Raw genomic sequence first — 19,486 nt, 5'->3', positions numbered from 1 at the left:
AATATAGCGTTAGTGATTATATCAACGGATATTACAATAACGTTAGGCCGCATCATTATAATGCCGGTTTAGCGCCAAATGAATCTGAGGTTAGATACAAAGATTCTAAAACTGTGGCCAAATTTTATTGACCACTACAGACAGCCACTCTAATTGTTAATTTATGAGCTAAATCAGCACCAATTCTTAACTTATTCATAATTGAACTCCGAAAAATAATTTCTACTTCAGTGTAGAGGTTGGGAGTCCAATTATCTTGTTAGGTGTTTTTATCACTTTTGTTTGGAATGTCATTGCACAAAGCACACTCTACACCTTTACGTGATTGATAAAGCCTTGAACATATAAATATTGCTGTTGTGATTGAAGACCAAATACAAGCAAAAATTAATGCTTCTTGGACTGAATGCTGTTTAAGCAACTCAACTATAAAAAGTAAAGCAGCTACTCCAAGAAATACTTTTAATGCTCTAACGAACCAAAACTTAAATCCCATTTAAACTCCAAACCTGAGAAACACCTAGCGAGCCTGCAAATTAACTCGTTTTTTGTTTGTTTTTATTGATAAACAAACCATAGCTGAGTTCCTATTTTGGTTCAATCGATTACTGTATTTTTACGTAACATATAAAACAGATAAACTAGACTAAAACAGATAAACTAGACAGCCACTCTAATTGAACAAACAAAATGTTGGCCTTCTAAAAGCGCAAAATTTAGGATGGGTGTCTAGTTTAATCTTTTTCTTGATGACAACTCCTTGTGAATATAACGCCCGCATAAACAGCGGAGCAAGTTGGACGCTTTTTTGCGCCGTGTGTTTTGCAAAAAACCGGCCTGCTTGCTGAGTCAGTTTTGATGCGTTTGTTATATTTTTTTATAAACGTAAAAACGAAATATTAAAGCTTGAGATAATGCCGCGAGACCAAGCAATAATGAACCTTTATAAAACAAGGACGGAAGAACAAACGCCATTGGTAAAGCAGCATAATATAAATAAGAGCGATTTGTGTATTTGCTTATTAAAAAATGAAGTGGAAATCCAATTACTAACCACCCAACAATAGAAATAAGTAGATAAACACCTAAATATAATAAAAATGTAACAACTAACCCTAAAAGATCGTTTACTGATGATGGTGCTAAACCAGCAAATAAAGCCCAGACAGCAATACCTATTCCCACAAATAAGAGGCTTTTGAGTATTGCATCATCCCACCTTCCAAGACTCAATTTTTTATCCTTAAAATATAACGCCCTGTTAATGGGCAAAAAATGGTTTGCTAAAATGTTGAGGAACGAAAACAGCAAACTGTTTTTTGTCCTTATTTAACAGCTTGTTAGATTTACATTACACGCCTGCACCAAGCCAACTGGGCTTCTGACAGCAAGTTAGCATTAGTATTTAGGTAACTTGTAGTGGTATCAATTATCCTTACAGCTTTAGTTTTCGTCTTATCATATGAGATTCTAGTTAACCTAGAAAATTGACCAGCATTAATCCACAAGCCATCGTACGATTTCACACTTTCTTCATAGAAGAAACAAAATTTCAATTTTCTCCTTTTCTTATAGCTTTTACTTGGTAAGAAATTTAATAGTGTTACGTATACATATGGTAAATATTCTGGTGTTAAATTGGCATAGCCGTATACATTTAGTCGACTTGCAACTTCTAGTAGCACTATAAATTCCTTGAAGTCCAATAAGGGAACTATATCTTTTGTTCTAGCCCAAAGCTTATCCATATTCAAGTCCGCAAAGTTTCGATTTTGTGCAACTACTTGGGGATTTGGTCTAGTTGGGCTAAGTCCAATATATGGGCGTGCTGCGGGATCTTTTGTAGGACAAAATAGGCTATCGTTATGGTAAAAATGTGCGTTAGCTTTTGTATGCCCAGCTTTTACTTTCATATCTCTATTGCAAACGGGACAGTGAGCACTAGGCGAAAGGTTCATGTCTTCAAAGCCAAGTTGAGTAGCTAACTCCTTAAATCCCGCACAATCTATCAATTGATTCTTATAGGTTGGATTAGGGTGTTGTGGATGTAATGCTCTATGCAACTTTATACTCCTGTAAATCTAACGAGCCTGTAGATTAACTCGTTTTTTATTTGTTTTTATTGATAAACAAACCATAGCTGAGTTCCTATTTTGGTTCAATCGATTACTGTATTTTTACGCAGCATATAAAGAAGTGTTTGGTGTTGTTTAAATTGGCGTTTTGGAAGGGATTACAGGTGTCTGAGTGGCTTATTTGAGGTTAAAAGGGCTTCCCCTTCTTAATGGCATCGTGTTTTGCAGTTTTTCTATATTATGAACAAGGCAATACAGTTGCCATTGCGTATTAACTTTCGTTTGACCCCGTAAGGTCAATTTATTCATGCCCTTGTTGACGGTAATATTGCCGAACACGGGTTCAATACAGCCTAATCGCTTACTGTATTGTCGTCGTCCGATTGGGCTGTCTATTTTTACTTTCATTTTGTCTACATAGCTCAGCTTTTTGCGTGATTCATTATTTATAAACTGAACTTGTCGTCCCCTGTCTATCGGTGGTTTTCGCATGCATTGCTGCTGTAGCGGGCAGGTTTTACAGTCTTTTAAGTAACCACAGAATCGCGTGTATTGCTGGTTATGACTTTTTACATTAACCCCACTTCGCCACATATCATTGCCTGCGGGGCAGCGGCAGGTTTGAGTTGCTTCATCATAATGAAAATCGTCTGAGGTAAATAACCGTGGCTTGCCTTTACTGCGTTTTAGTCGGCGCTTTTCTTGCTCTGTTTCGTATGTTTCGCTGTCTTTAAACAGCGGATTTCGTTTTCTAAACTGATTATCCGCAATGTAGGTATCGAACCCACTTTTCGCCATATATTCAAGGTTCACTTCGCTGTTAAACCCGCTGTCTGCGGTGAATTTAATGGTGTGTTTATCTGCCATTTTTTCTGTATTGAGTTTAGCGAGTTGCTGTTTTAATTGTGTAACGGCTGGCTGCAGAGTTTGTTGTTCGCCCACTGAACCCCATGCTTGTGCTTGCAGGATGATTTGGTGTTTATCGTCATTAATCGCGATGCCGTTGTAGCCTTGAATTGTCCCTTTTGAGGTCGTCATTTTCGCGCTGTCGGGGTCGGTGATATTACTTTTAACTGGCTTGCCTTTACTGCCTGTTTTTTCTTTGTGAGTGGCTAAGAACTCGGTGATTTTATCTGCACTTTTATCCAGCTTCTCTTTTTGTTTTAAATCCTGAGTTATCAACTCTTCACTCAGTCCATCTTGTGATTGGTGGCGTTCAATAATACGTTTGCTTGCGCGTTCTAGTTTTGCTTTTTTTCGACCTAACTCATCGAATGTGCCGCTCCACTCTTTACTCGCATTGGACTTTAATTTACACCCATCAATGGCAAACATGTTGCGACCTATCAAGCCTTCCTCATCACATATCATCAATACTTGCGTAAAAAGTGGTTCAATCTGCTCATGCATTTTAGCCACAAAGCCCGCTATAGATGTGTAATGCGGCTGGATATCACCCGACACACTCATAAATAAAATGTTCGTCTCACACGCTTTAGCAATTCGGCGACTACTGATAAAGCCATGTGCATAGCCCAGTAAAATAATCTTTAGCATTACCGAAGGCGGATACGCCGCCGCGCCTGTTTTATCGTTGTTATACCACGCGTCAAATCCCGATAAATCGAGTTTATTTTCGACGATATAACAAAGGGCATATTCAAATGTGCCAGGCAAAATTTGCTCAGCGAAATTGATAGGAATGAATTTATTTTGACAGGATAAGTCAGGCTTGTAGTTAGCCATAACAGTTTACCGTGGGTGAATAATAACTATTAGATCACAGCGAACAGTTGGATTCAAGGTTAAAAAGCAACCAACCAAGAATAGTTGGATACGTTCCTAAAAAGAGTAATTCTACAGCCTCAACGCCGTTTTAAGCGGCAAATTGGAGTTGGCTAAAATAAGTGAGGCACGAACAAAAAGCCAACTGTAATTTGTCCGTCTTGAAAACCCTTGTTATGTCTCGGTTTCAAACATAGGATTTTCAATAAGTTGCTGTGAAATAAAACTCATGAAGCTACTCATCCCTTCAAGTAAGCATTGCTTATTTTTACTCCGATCGACCAACTCTTGAAGTATTACTAAATTGCGTTGTACTTCGAGTCGACTAAGGTCTACATGATCAAAATCAGGAAAAACACTTCCATAAATTACAACATCTTTAACCATGGCTCGCCATTTCAATGCATATTCATCTTGGTTCTCGCTATCCGTAGCATAAACAAATGCAGCAGCTACAGCATCAGCTAGTTGTACACCGAAAACTACTTTCGAATCAACAAGGTTTAAGGGTTCTGATAAATTAAATGTTATGGGTAAATCTTGTCCAGCAATGCTACTGAAATGCTTTTGGGTATTTCCAACCATAGCATTGAAAATATCTTGGTCTTCATCTAAAGGTTTAGAGTTATCGCAATAAGCCGTTAACTCATCATACTCAAGTCCCCACTGTGCAAGAAGACTTACTAATGCTGTATTAGTTAAATCAAGAGTCCACTTTCCAGCACCTTCACCAGCATAGCCTTCAAGCTCTTCAACAACACTTTTCTTGTTCAATAAAGCAAAATCAAAAATAGACTCAAGTATTGAGGATATATTTGGATCCTTAGAAGAAGAAAAAAGAGCTTTTAAACCGCCAAAATCACCTCGACGCATTAACCCTTCAAAGTCTTCAAATATTTCCTCAGCCATTGAGCCACGTGATATTAACTCTAGGTACAAAATGGTGCTTACAAATTTATGAAAATTTGCATTGTAGAAAATTATATTATTATTTTGTAAAGCGGGTTCAAAAATATATTCAAAAAACTTACCTGCCAACGCATATTTTTTATCTGATATCGAAACTTTAATTCGCCCTTTTAAAGACTGCATAATTTCATCAATAGCCCTACGTCCTTTTCGTCCTTTAACTAAATTACCTCCTTTTATTTCACCATTTTGAATTCTGTATTTTTGTATTATATGCTTAACTAGAGCTTCAGATTCTTCATCATCGCTAACAACGGAAGCGTAACAAAAATACTTTTGTTGCTTATGTAGCAAATTATTTCCTGTAAAGCCTGATTCATCGAAATACACATTGGCTTTTGATACCATTTTGACAACTCCTTCGTCTAATGAGAGACATAACACTTTAGTATTTATGCGACACGCAGTTTGTGTTGCATAATCGCTTGTTGGACTGAGGCGCTACCTGCTCGGTGTGTCAGAGTTGGTGTTGTTTATGCTATGGGAATTTGCTTTTTAGAGGCTTTAGCTAAATCAGCTAATTTAATAAGCTTACCTATTATAATTTAAGCTTTCCCTGCATTGCTCAGCATTTATTATCTATTCATTAAACCGAATATTTAACCGTTAAGCAAGGATGTTTTTCGCTCGCACAGTCGCTATTAGCCTGAGCAATTAAGCAGGTTAACTTATTGATTTGATGCAGCAAGCAAGGCTGCTAACTCGTTCGCGCTATTTTATTTGTCGCCTCATCTAAATTCATCACACCAATAAATCGTAAGGTACCCGTCTTGCATGACTGGCAAGGCCAATGGGGCATTAATCGTTCTTGCTCTACCTTCGGCTTCACCGCTTTGCATGGGGTTGCTGATACTTGAGCCTTTATTAACGCTAACTTTTGTTTACGACATGCATTGGCTAAAAATCCATAGTGGCGAATACGCATAAACCCTTTCGGCAATACATGTTGTAAGTAACGCCGTAAAAATTCGTCACAACTCAGTGTCATGACTTTATCGCGGTTGTTATCTGCATAATCGCGGTATTTAAAGCTCATTGTTTCTTCAGTCGCTGACACTAATCGCGATTCTGACATCACGCCTTTTCGGGTATAACGAGCAAGGTAACTAACTAGCTTTTCACTGTACGTTAAACAGGCTTTGCTATACACGCACCATTTGGTTGGTGTGCTTACCTTCGCGAATGAACTATCGCATTCATTGAGCGCCGCGAGCATTTTACCTCTAAAGACCGTTGATAATGCTTTAACGGGGTATAAATAACCTTTTTCTATTTCATGCCATTGCGCTTTATTAAGCGCACCTGCGGGTATCAAGCAATGCAGGTGAATATGCTGACTTAAATTTTGCCCCCACGTATGCAGTACGCTTGTCATACCTAACTGACCATGCCCTTTTCGTTTCGCAAATTTACTCAGCGTTTGCCATGTGGCTTTAAATAAACAGTGATACAGCACGCTTGGGCTATAGTGTGCAATGATATTCAACTCATGCCGGAGCGTAAAAACAAGGTGGAAATAGCGACACGATAGTAAATCCTCTTGTTGTCTTTGCACCCATTTAGCCGTTGCCATACCTTGGCAACGTGGGCAATGCCGATCTCGACAGCTACATCCAATTTGTTGTACTTCACTACAGTTATCACATTGCCATGCTTGATAACCGAGCTGACCTGTTCTGCATGATTGAAGATGTTGGCAGACTCGTAACTGCTGATAGCTCATTATGTGGTGCTGCCGATAATTCTCAAGATGTGAGTTTAAAATATCAGCGAGGTGCAAGCCGCTCATTGTTCACCCCAACTTGCGAGTAAATCAATGCCACCATGCCCTAATTCAGGTAACCAGTGTAAGTAACTTTGCGTGGTTCTAATGTCACTGTGACCAAGCTGATGTTGAAGTTGATGAAGCGGCATCCCTAACTCAAGTTGATGTGTTGCATAAGCATGGCGTAATACATGTGGATTACAGTGCTTTAAACCACACATTTGTGCATGTTTTTTCAATGCCTTTCTGAAGCTTGAGGGTGACATGGGTTTATCCATTAACCATCGTGAATAAAACATCCAGCCCGTTGGGTGATACATTTTCCAATAACAACGTAATTGATTTAGCACGCTATTTGATACAACAACATAGCGTGACTTATCTCCTTTACCATGTTCAATTAAAATGGTTTTACGCTGTCCATCGATGTCTTGCACTTTGATGCGCAGCAGTTCGCCAATACGCAAACCACATCCATAACACACCATTATCAATGTTTTTAAGCGCATATCCGTGCAACTTTCTATAAGTCGTCGAATATCATCACGCGATAAATAAGTAGGTGCCCGAGGTTTCGCTTTAGGCAAGGCTATGTCTAAGTTCAGTGGGCGATGTAAAATATTCTTAAACAGAAACCAAATGCTGTTTATTTGTATTTTTTGACTCGCTCTGGAGAGCTTGCGAATGGCGGGATCTTTAAAAAAGATATTCAGCTCATCATCAGTAATTAAATCGAGTGGTTTATTAAAATAATGGCTGAGTTTAAGTAAATGCTCGCAGTAACTTTTACAGGTACTTTGTGAATAACCACGGTAGGCTATTTCAGTTTTGACTTGTTCAATGAGTGTATTCATGACTTACCTCCAAATATGGGATAACCCCAAGGTAAGTGTGGCTCAAATGGTCAGAATAGGATCTCCGCGTAGCGGCTTAGTTCAACAGCTTTATCAGAGGATACTTTCCTCTTTTTATGAGCAATGTATGTCCTCTTAATTACTTAACTTATTCATAATTGAACCCCGAAAAATAATTTCTACTTCAGTGTAGACGTTGGGAGTCCAATTATCTTGTTAGTTGCCTTTTGATTATTTTAGATACCTTGCGTGTCTTTATTTAAGCATACTAATTGCACTACCAGCAACTTGAGCAACTTTCTCAAGAGTGACTGATAAAACCCAACGAATGAATTTATATGACAAATCTGTGATAACAACCCCTGGCTTACCTGCGAATACTAACATATGCCCTAACATCCCTTTTTGTTGCTCCGCAAAGTTACCTGGCATGTGAGCTATCTTGGTTAACAACAAAGCCACTTTATCGTAAAAGGTTAAACTACCCGTTATCATGTGTTGGACTTCATACAATAAACCCGTATCTTTTAATAAAGTAATTAATGCTGCGCCTAATCGATGTGCCCATTTTGAGGTAAAACTCGCTTGGTGGCGTTTTTCATAATCCAAGCGTACTTGCTCTTTATGCCAATGTTCACTTCGTTTATTTACTGCTGCAAAGCTTTTAAAGCCGCTGGCAGTATTTATATACCCTGGGCTATTGCCTGCCATTCTATGCGCTTGCGCATTGATGTTAGGTGCTGCATTTAATGTATATTCACCTTCGGTATGAACAAAAGGCCAAAAAGGAACCAAGGGTATAGGGTCTGCTGAATGTGTACAGCGAAAAACGCGATGTAAGCTATTACTCGTTTTGTCGGCAAAGCCGGCATAACCAACACGAGGTGCGCCAAAAGTATACAAACTAATTGGTCGACCATTTTGTTTGCTGTGCAACCAATTAGCGGTTAAGTGGGCTAATGCACCCCCTAAGCTATGCCCAACACAATGCACGGGACCTGAACTGTTTTTTGTAAAGTACCCTTCAAGTGCAGGCTTAATGGAATTAAAGGTTTTGTTAAAACCTGCATGGGCAGGTAAGTTATTTGCACTGGTACTTAAGCCACAATGCATGTCTGTAACGACATCACGCTTATTCGCTGTACCGCGAAGCGCAATAACAGTATGGCCGTTATAATCACCACTTTTTTTACCTGTACCTATTACAGCAAAACCTGTTTTATGTTTAAAAATATGCTCCATTAAGGAGCCACTTGTGCCTAGCACTATATTATTGGAAAGATCAAAATCGAAATCTTTTGATAACAAATCTAATGCAGGGGTATCGTAACTTCCATTAGGAGCTTTATCTTTTATTTGATAAGCCGCATTAGCAAGTATTACTGCAATTTTAGGGGTTAAATCACGCATATTATAAATTCCTTTTATTTTTTAAATTAATCTTCAATGATATGTAATATTTCAAAATCAGTGTCCCAACGACAAATGCTACGGGCACAATGAGGGACATGAGGAGAGTCTTTATTTGTAAAAGTAAATGCTACTTGCTCGCTTGATAAGTCGGCATTTAATTGAGATAGCTTTCTATCGTAAGCTGGAATAGGTTCTACACTGGATAAAGAGGCATTCCATAAAACATGATATTTACTTTTCAAATTAATCCAAATAAATTGCTTAGTAAATTGCTCACAGAACGCCCATCCGGGTGCTTTAGATCTAATATTAACAACAGGTAAAGTAAAACAGCCATTCTTATCGGTTAAGGTACTATCGATTCTTTTCTTTTCATCAATGTACATAAGTTCGCGCTCAACCTTAACGCCCACCAATGGTTCACCATTATCTAATATTTTCCCTGACACTACAGAGCATAAATGAGCATCATATTTCTTGAAAAAACCAAACACATAAACCTCCTTACAGTTAAAAAATGTAACTTCCATTACAATTAGTTTAGATAATAATTAATTTAATAAATATAACCTAACTTAATTTATTACCTATATAAAGTACAGGGTGTTCAAAAATTTAATTGGTGGGCGAAGGTTAAAATATACGCAGGAAACTAACGAGACTATAGAATAACTCCAACAGCCAAATTCAATTAAGAGAAACTAAACTAGACAGTCACTCTAATTGAACAAGCAAACCGACCCCTAGATTCTAATTGGAAGTGCACCACCTAATTCATTATAGACTTCATTTGGTGTTTTAAATCCTAAACATTTTCTAGGCCGATTATTTAGTTGTTCCTCTACTTTTTTTAATTGCTGATGGCTTACTTTGCTAAAGTTTGTTTTCTTCGGGTAATACCTTCTAATTAACCCATTTATTTGCTCTACAGCACCTTTTTCCCAGCTGTGATAAGGCTCACAAAAATAAGATTTATTTTTCAAAATGGCTTCTACTTTTTTAAACTCTGTATTTTCAGAGCCATTGTCATAAGTTATCGATAAACAAGAACTCGGTGGATAAAGAGATAGTTTTTTACATATTGCATTCGATGTCGCTAGAGCTTTTTTAGATGGTAATTTGGTGATATGACACACTCTAGAAACTCGTTCAAGTAACACATTCAGCGCACATTTTCTGTCGCTAGATTCAACAGAGTCACTTTCCCAATGCCCAACGTTTTTTCTGAGATTAATGTCATCTGGTCTGTCTAAAATACTACATCTTTCACCCCAAACTGTTTTCGTTTTACGGGTTGGATATTTTTTCTTACGTTTTTTATGTTGCCTAGCTAAATATACAATAAGTGATGGTTCATTCTTGTATATATATTGATAAATGGCCTCGTGAGATACGCTGGGTAAGGTTTTATCAAATTTTATTCGCCCAGCTATGATCTCAGGACTCCACCCAAGCTTGAGCTTATCAGTCACATATCGTTGAGCTTCAACAGACTTAAGTTTAACTCGCTTAGCTCTCTCCCTTATCCTTACTTCGTAATACATTTGAGCTGGATGAGGGTAATAAGTTGGTACGTAATAATCATATTTATTACGCTTTAACTCTCGGCTAATGGTGCTATGTGAACGATTTAGTAATCGGCTCACCTCACGTATTGATTTTTTGGTAATGATACCACTCAAATAAACGGCAACGTTCAAAGTTAGATAAATGTGAATATTGGGTACCCATGGCACACCTCCTGAACTTATAGTTTAGTAGAGGTGGTGCACTTCGACCTTGAATCTGGCACCATCAAATTAGCTGTCATTGCCCCAGTCTTAATATTGCACACACAAAAAAGCCCCGCTTGTTTTTACACAAGCGGGGCTCCACACTAATTTTTTACTCAACAATAAAAGCGCCGATACTGCGGGCGCTTTGCATCATTGAATTTTATTACTTTAGCTTACTGATTAACTACGCTTTTAAGCGGATTAATCGGCTGTGCGTTATCGTCTAGTATGTTCATATCAAAATCGAACTCATCTACACGAATCGCTTTTTCACGTTTGATGTTGTAATCAATTAACTGAACGTGCTCAGCTTGCGTGATTACGTTTGCCGCTAGTGCGTTATCAAGCGTGATGTTAAAGCGTATACCTGGTTTAATTACTTTAGCACGTAGTGCTTTTTTAACTTTAGCCAGCTCGCCAAGTGATGCCATTTTAGCTTTGTAAGCTTGCTCATTAATATGATGGCCATCGCCCTCTACTGGTTTAACTAAATGCGTGATTTGCGCTTTAAATGCGGTATCTAGCTGAGCTTGCTTAGCTAGTTCGCGGATTAAATCATCGCTAATTTTTGGCATTTTAGTTGAGTAGTTCATTGTAATGAAACGAATAAACTTACGTGTACCACTTGCAGGGAAGTTATCTAAAAACTTATGCAATGCTTCTTCAGCACTTTGTAGTGCAAAACGCGTCGCGTAATGGAAATACGGCGCTGCTTGCTCACGGTCACTACTTGATACTTTTTGCTCGTAATATTTAATTGATGCCATAGCTGCATATAAGAAGCTCATTACATCGCCTAAACGTGCCGATAGCATTTCTGCTTGTTTTAACTTACCGCCAAGTACAAGTAACGAGAAGTCTGCGTACACTGCAAGTTTTGCAGATAGTTTATGTACTGCTTTTTCGTAGTCACGTACTTCTGGTAATTCAGAGTTTGCGCTTGCTGTAAATGGTAAAACACCTAAGCGGAAAGCACGTAAGCTGTTTGCTGTGCTGTAACCAATTGTTTTACGCAAAATGCCGTTAAATTCTTTATCTGCGCCTTTGTCTTCGCTGTGAATAGACTCAACCATAGATTGTAAATATGGGTGACAACGCATAACACCTTGACCAAATATCATTAGGTTACGAGTAAGAATGTTCGCGCCTTCTACCGTAATGGCAATCGGCTGAGCAACATAACCACTTGCTAATGTATTTTGTGGACCGTTTTGAATCGCTTTACCCGCTTGAATATCCATTGCTGAATCGAGTACGTCGCGACCAAGCTCTGTCATGTGGTATTTAGCGATTGCGGTTACTACTGATGGTTTTAAGCCCATGCCTAAACCTTCAGTTGTAAGTACGCGCATTGCTTCTTGTAGGTATGTTTTACCTGCAATGTCAGCTAGTTTCTCTTGAATACCTTCAAACTGGCCAATGGCTAAACCAAACTGTTCACGCACTGCTGCGTATTCAGATGCTGATTTAAATGCAACTTGTGCTGTACTAACACCTAGCGCAGGTAATGAAATACCACGGCCAGCACCTAAACAGCTAACCAGCATTTGCCAACCACGGCCGATGTTTTTCTGACCACCAATAACAAAGTCCATTGGTACAAATACTTTGTTACCGCGTGTAGTACCGTTGTAAAAACGAATACCCATTGGGTCGTGGCGGTTACCAAGCTCTACACCTGGGTGCTCTTTTGGAATAAGTGCACAGGTAATACCTAAGCTTTCTTTGCCACCTAATAAACCATTAGGGTCCATTACTTTAAAGGCTAAACCAAGTACGGTAGCAATAGGTGCAAGCGTTATGTAGCGTTTGTCCCATGTGATCTCAAGGCCAAGTACTTCTTCGCCGTTATACATGCCTTTAGTAACTGTACCAATGTCTGGAATGCCACCAGCATCAGAACCCGCTTCTGGGCTTGTTAATGCAAAACATGGAATGTCTGTACCATTTGCTAGGCGTGGTAAGTAATGTGCTTGTTGTTCTTGCGTACCAAAGTGAAGTAATAACTCACCTGGGCCTAACGAGTTAGGAACCATTACGGTTACCGCAACTGCTGAGCTTTTAGTCGCAATTGTGCCAACAATGGTAGAGTTTGCATAAGGGCTAAACTCTAAACCACCAAACGACTTAGGAATGATAAGCGAGAAAAAACGCTCTTTTTTCAAAAACTCTAAGATGTCATTTGGTAAATGAATGCCATTTTGAATCACTGAATCGTCAATCATGCCCAGTAGTTCTTTTACTGGACCGTCTAAGAATGCTTGCTCGTCTGTGCTTAATGTAGCAGCAGGTACGTCGCGAAGTGCGCTGAAATCAGGCTTACCTTGGTAGATAGAACCTTCAAGCCATACATCACCCGCGTCCAACGCTTCTTGTTCAGTGATAGATATACTTGGTAATACTTTTTTTAATTTTGTACGTAAACTCATGATTGAACTCATCCGACCAGCTAAATAATACCTACATTACGTCATAAAAAATCGTTTAGATCAATTGCTCTATTCAATTAATTAACAGTTTTTTCAATTTATTTTCTTTACCTGAACGTAAACTGTTGAAACACAAAGGCTTACAGTTGTACGCTGAAAAAAAGTATTTTAACTAAAATGATGAATAAAACAGCAAAAGCTCTAGGGTCTGTTGATTTTTGCGGATTAAAATTTGTTCAAACTAGGGACTATTTAATCGCGGCGCGAGGTTTGTAACCTAGTGGGCTAAGTAAAAACCGAGCAAAGCTTCCGCGTCCTGCTCACGCCCCTTACCTACATCTATGCAGGCAACAAAGAGTAAATAGCCCCTAGGAAGAACCTTTTGGGCAGCGCCTGTTTGGAATTAATGCTACGTTATCGCCCATTTATGGGGAATAACCACACTACATTGGCTCTGCCTTGCCTAATACCAACCTGCATAAATCTTTGATCAATTTAACGAATTAAATTGCACTATAACGTCGTTAAAAATTTTTTATTTAGAACAACTAGATACAAAAATTTTTGCCTAGTTCTAGCGTAATTTTTTTAACGTTAAATAGACCCCGTATATAAGCAGATTGGTATAAATACCAAACAGACTGCTGCAAATTCAACCTTGAAAGATCAACAGACCCTAGCGCTGTATTTATTTTTTGATGGGCATAAAAAAACGCAGCACAAATAGGCTGCGTTTTTATTTAATTTATAGAGGCTACATAAGCAATTAATTTAGCTAAAACTAGCTAAAATCACCTAAGCTTAAATCAAATTGTATAAGCGCTTCACTTAGCAACTTTAACAACTTGCTTGCCGGTAAAGCCACCCGCAAGTTGTTTATTAAGCGCTTGCGATACTGACTCAGCACTAAAATCTACGGGCGTTATTTCTGGGTGTTTAATGTCGCCACTAACAGCCCCTTCTAGTAACAAATTACCCATAAAGCTCAAACGCTGCTGCGAACATAAACTATTAGCAAGCCATGCACCGCCAATAGACACAACGCTAATATTGGGCGCTCGGTGATACATTAAGTCTTGATCAAAACAAGGTAGCGGATTTAAGCAGGCAATACGTCCGCAAAAACGCATTAACTCAATATTACGCTGAGTACACTCACCACCAATCGTATCTATAACCGCATCAAAGCCTTGTGGGCCAAGTTCTCTGCGTATTTTTTCGCATAGCTTTTTATCGCTATAGTCAAAAATCACATCAGCGCCTAACTGCTTAACCAATTTATGATTACGCTTTGATGCCGTGGTAAATACATCTGCACCGCGCTGTTTTGCATATTGAATAGCAAACTGCCCTACCGCTCCGGCTCCGCCTTCAATAAAAATAGTATCGCCTTCACTAATACCTATTTTATCTAAGCTAATAAGTGCTGCCATACCCGCGCATGGAAGTGTTGCTGCAATGGCTGGGTTTAAGTTATTTGGTACAACCGACACTGCATAGTTAGGTACCTTGGTGTATTCGCTCAAAGCGCCTTGCTCACCAATGTTGGCATGCCACATAACGCGCTCGCCAACATTTGGAAACACACCTTTTTTAGCTTTAACCACAGCACCTACGACATCTAAGCCTAAAATGTGTGGATACTGCCATTTACAAAAGCCTGTTTTAGCAAATTGACCATCAACTGGATTTAAACCAACGTACTCTACTTTTACAAGCAGCTCGTTATCTGCACAAATAGGAACAGGCAGCTCAGCATCCGCTAAGTCAATTGCTTCATTTGGTTCTGGCAGTACAATAGCGCGCATTGTTTGCGGGATAATGTATTCATGTAAATTTTCAGTATTTGGCATCAATATAACTCTACTTATTAGTGTCGTTTAACGCATAGCTCCATTGCCCATTAAATGACTGGTACGCATTTACTTTGGAAAGCAATGAAGAAATTGTTGTTTCAACAGCATTTTCTTGTGCTATTAAAACATCCTGACGCGCATCTAACAACTCAAGGTAAGGAATTTGACCTTCTTCATACATTGCTTGTGCTTGTAAAAATGCTTTATTAGCAAAGTCATAGCGCTCATCGGCAAAGCGTTTTTGCTGTGCTTGATTGACCAACAATTGCAGTGAAAGTTCACTTTCACTTAGTGCAGTTAATACCACTTGTTGATAATCGCTGTAAGCGGCTTCACTTAAAAACTGCTGCGCGTCGCGCTGTGCTAATAATGCTGGGTAGCTTAATAACGACCATTGCAATTGCGGCGCTACTTGCCACTGCTGATCGGTATTTTTTAAGCCTGTGCTGTCTATACTCACAACCCCTGCAAATGCAGATAAGCTAATATCGGGTAATAACGCTTTGCTAGCTGCAACACTTAAACTATTTGCTTGGCTAAAATCAAACAGCGCGCGGCTAATATCAGGGCGCAAGGCAATGGCATTATTCGCGTTTTTTAGTGCTACGCTAAAGTCACGTTCAAGCACACCTTGCTCGTTTTCAATAGCAATATTTTGCGCTAACTTACCGCTTAGTACTGCAAGGGCAGATAAATCGCTGTATTTTGCATACTCAATAGCAGGCATTAATGCTTGTTGCTGCCTAAGCTGCGCCATCGTACGGTTTAAATCAAGCTCGTTTGCTACACCTTCGTCCACACGGGCTTGAAGAACCTCAATGCTTTGCTCAAGCGCTTCTATTTGAAGCGTAACAATGTGCTGCTTTTCAACATTACCTTGATAACTTACAAAGCCTTTAACAACTGACGAAACAACTTCAATTTGTAATAAGCGTACTTGCTCTGCTTGGCTCATGGCCGATGCATTTGCAGCATCAACCAACGCTGTTATGCGACCAAATAAATCTAGCTGCCAATCAAGTGCAACGTTTGCACTTGATTGGCGGTCAAACACGCTTGGTGCATCGCTTCGAGCTGCACCAACATTTACGCCACCTTGCGGTAAGTATTGGGCTTTTTGCTCTCCTAATCGCGCTAATGCACTTTTAAGTGTTAACTGGCTTGTTTGCAAATTATAGTTATTTGCAAGCGCACCAGTAACAAGGTCATTTAGTTGATCAGAATTAAGCTTTTTCCACCAGTTTGTTTCATCAGCAACGCTAACGTTACTTGCAATATTAGCTTTAGCGACAAAATCGTTAACCGCTTTTTGCTCGCTCATGGTGTCTATTTTACTCGCACATCCTGATAAAAACGCAGCGACTAATACCGCACTGGCAGTTAGACTTGTTTTAAGTCTTTTTTGCATCAATTTAGTCATGAGTATTCTCCTGCGCTTTCTCTTTCTTGTTAGTAACTAACATATAAAATACTGGCGTAAACAATAGGCCAAACACGGTTACACCTATCATGCCTGAGAACACAGCATTACCCATTGCGTGTCGCATTTCGGCGCCCGCACCTGTAGCAAGCACTAACGGTACAACACCTGCTGTAAAAGCAATTGACGTCATTAATATTGGGCGCAGACGCATACGACATGCCTCAAGTATTGCCTCTAGATGCGATAAGCCTGAGTCGTGTCTATCTTTTGCAAACTCAACCATCAATATTGCATTTTTAGAAGCCAACGCCACCAGTACTATTAACGCTATTTGAGTGAATATGTTGTTGTCAGAGCCAACAAACCACACACCTAACAAGGCTGAGAAAATAGTCATTGGTACAATTAATATAATTGCCAGTGGTAAACGTAAGCTCTCGTACTGCGCTGCAAGTACCATAAATACAAGTAATACAACTAACGGGAATACATAAACCATGGTGTTACCGGCAAGTACTTGTTGGTACGTTACTTCTGTCCATTCATACTCAATACCTGTTGGTAGTGTGTCTGCGAGTACTTTTTCAATAGCAACTTGTGCTTGATCAGAGCTGTAACCTGGCGCTGGGCTACCATTTAGTTCTGCACTTGGGTAACCGTTGTAATGCATAACACGGTCAGGACCAATGGTTGGTGTTACTGTTAATACAGAGCCTAGAGGCACCATATTACCTGAGCGGTTACGTACTTTTAAATTAAGTATTTGATCAGGGTCTAAGCGGTAGTCAGCATCAGCCTGTGCATTTACTTGGTACGTACGACCAAACATATTAAAGTCATTTACGTACACAGAGCCTAAGTAAATTTGCAGTGCATCAAATACTTCATCAAGTGGAATGCCTTGAATTAGCGCTTGCTCACGGTCAATATCAATATCCATTTGTGGAACTTGGATACGGAAGCTTGAGTACAAGCCCATTAATGCAGGATCTTGTTGCGCCTTACCGATAACAGCTTGCAGACTATTAAATAAGGCTTCAAACCCTTTATTAGCTCTGTCTTCTATTTGCAGTTTAAAACCGCCGGTAGTGCCTAAACCTTGAATTGGCGGCGGTGGAAATACCGCTACAAATGCTTCATCAATGGCAGCAAAGCGTTTATTCAACTCGGCAGCAATCGCCATCGCTGATTGGCTTGGATCGGTACGTTTGTCAAAGCTTTCAAGTGGTGTAAATACAATGCCGCTGTTAGGGCTATTAGTAAAACCGTTCACTGATAAACCAGGAAATGCAACGGTATGTGCAACGCCTGGTACTTCTAATGCAATTTGCTGCATTTGAGAAAGCACATCTTCAGTACGGTCAAGGCTTGATGCATCAGGTAACTGCGCAATCGCCACTAAATACTGTTTATCTTGCTGTGGAATAAAGCCACCCGGTACAGCATCAAATAACTTAATTGTGCCACCAACAAGTGCAATGTAAGCCACCATTACAACAACGGTCATACGAATTAGTTTTTGTACCAGTTTTTCGTAACCTTTAGCACCACGATTAAATACGCGGTTAAATGGTTTAAACAACCAACGACCAAACAGTTTATTAAGTAAACGCGTGAACGCATCTGGTTTTGCATCATGCGGTTTTAATAACAATGCAGCAAGCGCAGGCGATAACGTTAATGAGTTAAACGCTGAGATAATAGTCGAAATTGTAATTGTAAGTGCAAATTGCTTATAAAATTGACCTGATAAACCGGTAATAAACGCAGTAGGAATAAATACAGCACTTAGTACTAGCGCAATTGCAATAATAGGGCCTGTTACTTCGCTCATTGCAACGCGGGTTGCTTCAAGTGGCGATAAGCCTTTTTCGATATTACGCTCTACGTTTTCAACAACTACAATCGCATCATCTACAACAATACCTATAGCCAGTACTAAGCCAAACAACGATAAGGTATTAATCGACACACCCAACCACTGCATTACTGCAAACGTACCAATAAGTGAAATAGGCACGGCTATTAGCGGGATGATTGATGCACGCCACGTTTGTAAAAATACAATAACAACAATAACTACCAGTACAATGGCTTCAAGCAAAGTGGCAATTACCGCTTCAATTGAGCCGCGAACAAATACCGTTGGGTCGTACACAATGTCGTATTCAACACCGGTAGGAAAATCTTTAGATAAGCGCGCCATTGTTTCGCGTACTTGATCAGATAGCTCAATAGCGTTAGAACCAGGGCGTTGAAATATTGGCATTGCAAGTGCTGGTTGGTTATCAAGCTCAGCACGAAGCGCGTATGTATCTTGACCTAAATCAACACGGGCTATATCAGATAAACGCGTTAACTGACCTTCATCGCCCACTTTAATAATAACTTGTTCAAATTCTTCAATACTGTTTAAACGACCTTTAACGTTTAACAATATTTGAAACTGACTGTCGTTTGAAATTGGTTGCGCGCCTAAGCTACCGGCAGCAACTTGCTGGTTTTGCGAGCGAAGTGCTGTTACTACATCTGTTGCAGTTAATTCGCGTGCAGCAAGCGCATCTGGGTTTAGCCATACTCGCATTGAGTATTTGCCAGCACCAAACATGCGAATATCACCTACGCCTGGTAAACGTGCAATTTCATCTTTAATATGCAAATCAGCATAGTTAGATAAGTAAGCTGTGTCATGCGTTTTTTCAGGTGAGTATAAATGCACTACCATGGTTAAATCTGGTGATGACTTTTCAGCCACAACACCTAAACGTTGTACTTCTTCTGGCAAACGCGGAAGCGCACTGTTTACACGGTTTTGTACTTGTACTTGAGCACGATCTAAATCGGTACCTAATGCAAATGTCACCGTTAGTGTCATGCGGCCATCACTGGTACCTTGCGAGAACATATATAACATGTTTTCAGTACCGTTAATTTCTTGCTCCAGCGGTGTGGCAACTGTTTGCGCTATAACGGTCGGGTTAGCACCCGGGTAATTAGCGGTAACAACCACTGTTGGAGGAACTACTTCTGGGTATTCACTTACTGGTAATTGGAATAGTGATATACCACCAGCAATTAAAATAACCAATGACAGCATGGCCGCAAATATTGGACGCTGTATAAAGAAATGCGAAAATTTCAT

General features: G+C 39.6%; 14 protein-coding genes and 1 pseudogene. 1 reads left to right on the top strand and 14 read right to left on the bottom strand.

Annotation, left to right across the window (positions count from 1 at the left end):
• Positions 1–131, top strand: a pseudogene (locus PX700_RS15225) (IS3 family transposase); the annotation flags it as partial.
• Between the two features lie 128 nt (positions 132–259).
• Here PX700_RS15225 and PX700_RS15220 read toward each other — a convergent pair.
• The 14 genes from PX700_RS15220 to PX700_RS15155 form a co-directional block, all read right to left on the bottom strand.
• On the bottom strand, positions 260–496 hold the full coding sequence (locus PX700_RS15220) for a hypothetical protein (RefSeq protein WP_479521143.1): 237 nt from the start codon (positions 494–496) through the stop codon (positions 260–262).
• Positions 497–867: 371 nt separating this feature from the next.
• Positions 868–1,185, bottom strand: coding sequence for a hypothetical protein (locus PX700_RS15215; RefSeq protein ID WP_479521142.1), 318 nt, complete (start codon positions 1,183–1,185; stop codon positions 868–870).
• A gap of 161 nt (positions 1,186–1,346) precedes the next feature.
• The gene (locus PX700_RS15210) at positions 1,347–2,063 is read right to left on the bottom strand and encodes a hypothetical protein (RefSeq protein WP_479521141.1); all 717 of its coding nucleotides are present in this window, start codon (positions 2,061–2,063) and stop codon (positions 1,347–1,349) included.
• Between the two features lie 189 nt (positions 2,064–2,252).
• Positions 2,253–3,821: a transposase gene (locus tag PX700_RS15205; RefSeq protein WP_479521140.1), complete on the bottom strand. Its 1,569-nt coding sequence runs from the start codon at positions 3,819–3,821 to the stop codon at positions 2,253–2,255.
• A gap of 213 nt (positions 3,822–4,034) precedes the next feature.
• Positions 4,035–5,177: a DUF3800 domain-containing protein gene (locus PX700_RS15200; RefSeq protein ID WP_479521139.1), complete on the bottom strand. Its 1,143-nt coding sequence runs from the start codon at positions 5,175–5,177 to the stop codon at positions 4,035–4,037.
• A gap of 349 nt (positions 5,178–5,526) precedes the next feature.
• Positions 5,527–6,618, bottom strand: a complete 1,092-nt coding sequence (locus PX700_RS15195) for an IS91 family transposase (RefSeq protein WP_479521138.1) — start codon at positions 6,616–6,618, stop codon at positions 5,527–5,529.
• Positions 6,615–7,448 carry a tyrosine-type recombinase/integrase gene (locus tag PX700_RS15190; RefSeq protein WP_479521137.1) on the bottom strand — a complete coding sequence of 278 codons (834 nt, stop codon included), beginning with the start codon at positions 7,446–7,448 and terminating at the stop codon, positions 6,615–6,617. Before PX700_RS15190 ends, PX700_RS15195 begins: the two co-directional genes overlap by 4 nt.
• Before the next feature lie 255 nt (positions 7,449–7,703).
• Positions 7,704–8,858 carry a lipase family protein gene (locus tag PX700_RS15185; protein ID WP_479521136.1) on the bottom strand — a complete coding sequence of 385 codons (1,155 nt, stop codon included), beginning with the start codon at positions 8,856–8,858 and terminating at the stop codon, positions 7,704–7,706.
• Positions 8,859–8,884: 26 nt separating this feature from the next.
• Positions 8,885–9,355, bottom strand: coding sequence for a DUF6795 domain-containing protein (locus PX700_RS15180; protein ID WP_479521135.1), 471 nt, complete (start codon positions 9,353–9,355; stop codon positions 8,885–8,887).
• Positions 9,356–9,604: 249 nt separating this feature from the next.
• A complete protein-coding gene (locus PX700_RS15175) occupies positions 9,605–10,543 on the bottom strand; it encodes an IS30 family transposase (RefSeq protein ID WP_479521134.1) in 939 nt (312 codons plus the stop codon).
• Positions 10,544–10,809: 266 nt separating this feature from the next.
• Positions 10,810–13,065 (bottom strand): acyl-CoA dehydrogenase, encoded by a 2,256-nt coding sequence (locus PX700_RS15170; RefSeq protein WP_479521133.1) that lies wholly within the window; start codon positions 13,063–13,065, stop codon positions 10,810–10,812.
• 824 nt (positions 13,066–13,889) lie between these two features.
• The gene (locus PX700_RS15165) at positions 13,890–14,918 is read right to left on the bottom strand and encodes a zinc-binding dehydrogenase (RefSeq protein WP_415637091.1); all 1,029 of its coding nucleotides are present in this window, start codon (positions 14,916–14,918) and stop codon (positions 13,890–13,892) included.
• Positions 14,919–14,928: 10 nt separating this feature from the next.
• The gene (locus PX700_RS15160; protein WP_415637092.1) at positions 14,929–16,341 is read right to left on the bottom strand and encodes a TolC family protein; all 1,413 of its coding nucleotides are present in this window, start codon (positions 16,339–16,341) and stop codon (positions 14,929–14,931) included.
• Positions 16,334–19,486 carry an efflux RND transporter permease subunit gene (locus PX700_RS15155; protein WP_479521132.1) on the bottom strand — a complete coding sequence of 1,051 codons (3,153 nt, stop codon included), beginning with the start codon at positions 19,484–19,486 and terminating at the stop codon, positions 16,334–16,336. The genes PX700_RS15160 and PX700_RS15155 overlap by 8 nt, the downstream gene beginning before the upstream one ends.

It is taken from the genome of Pseudoalteromonas sp. TP27, from assembly GCF_056470645.1.
This window is presented reverse-complemented; position numbering and strand designations above follow the sequence as displayed.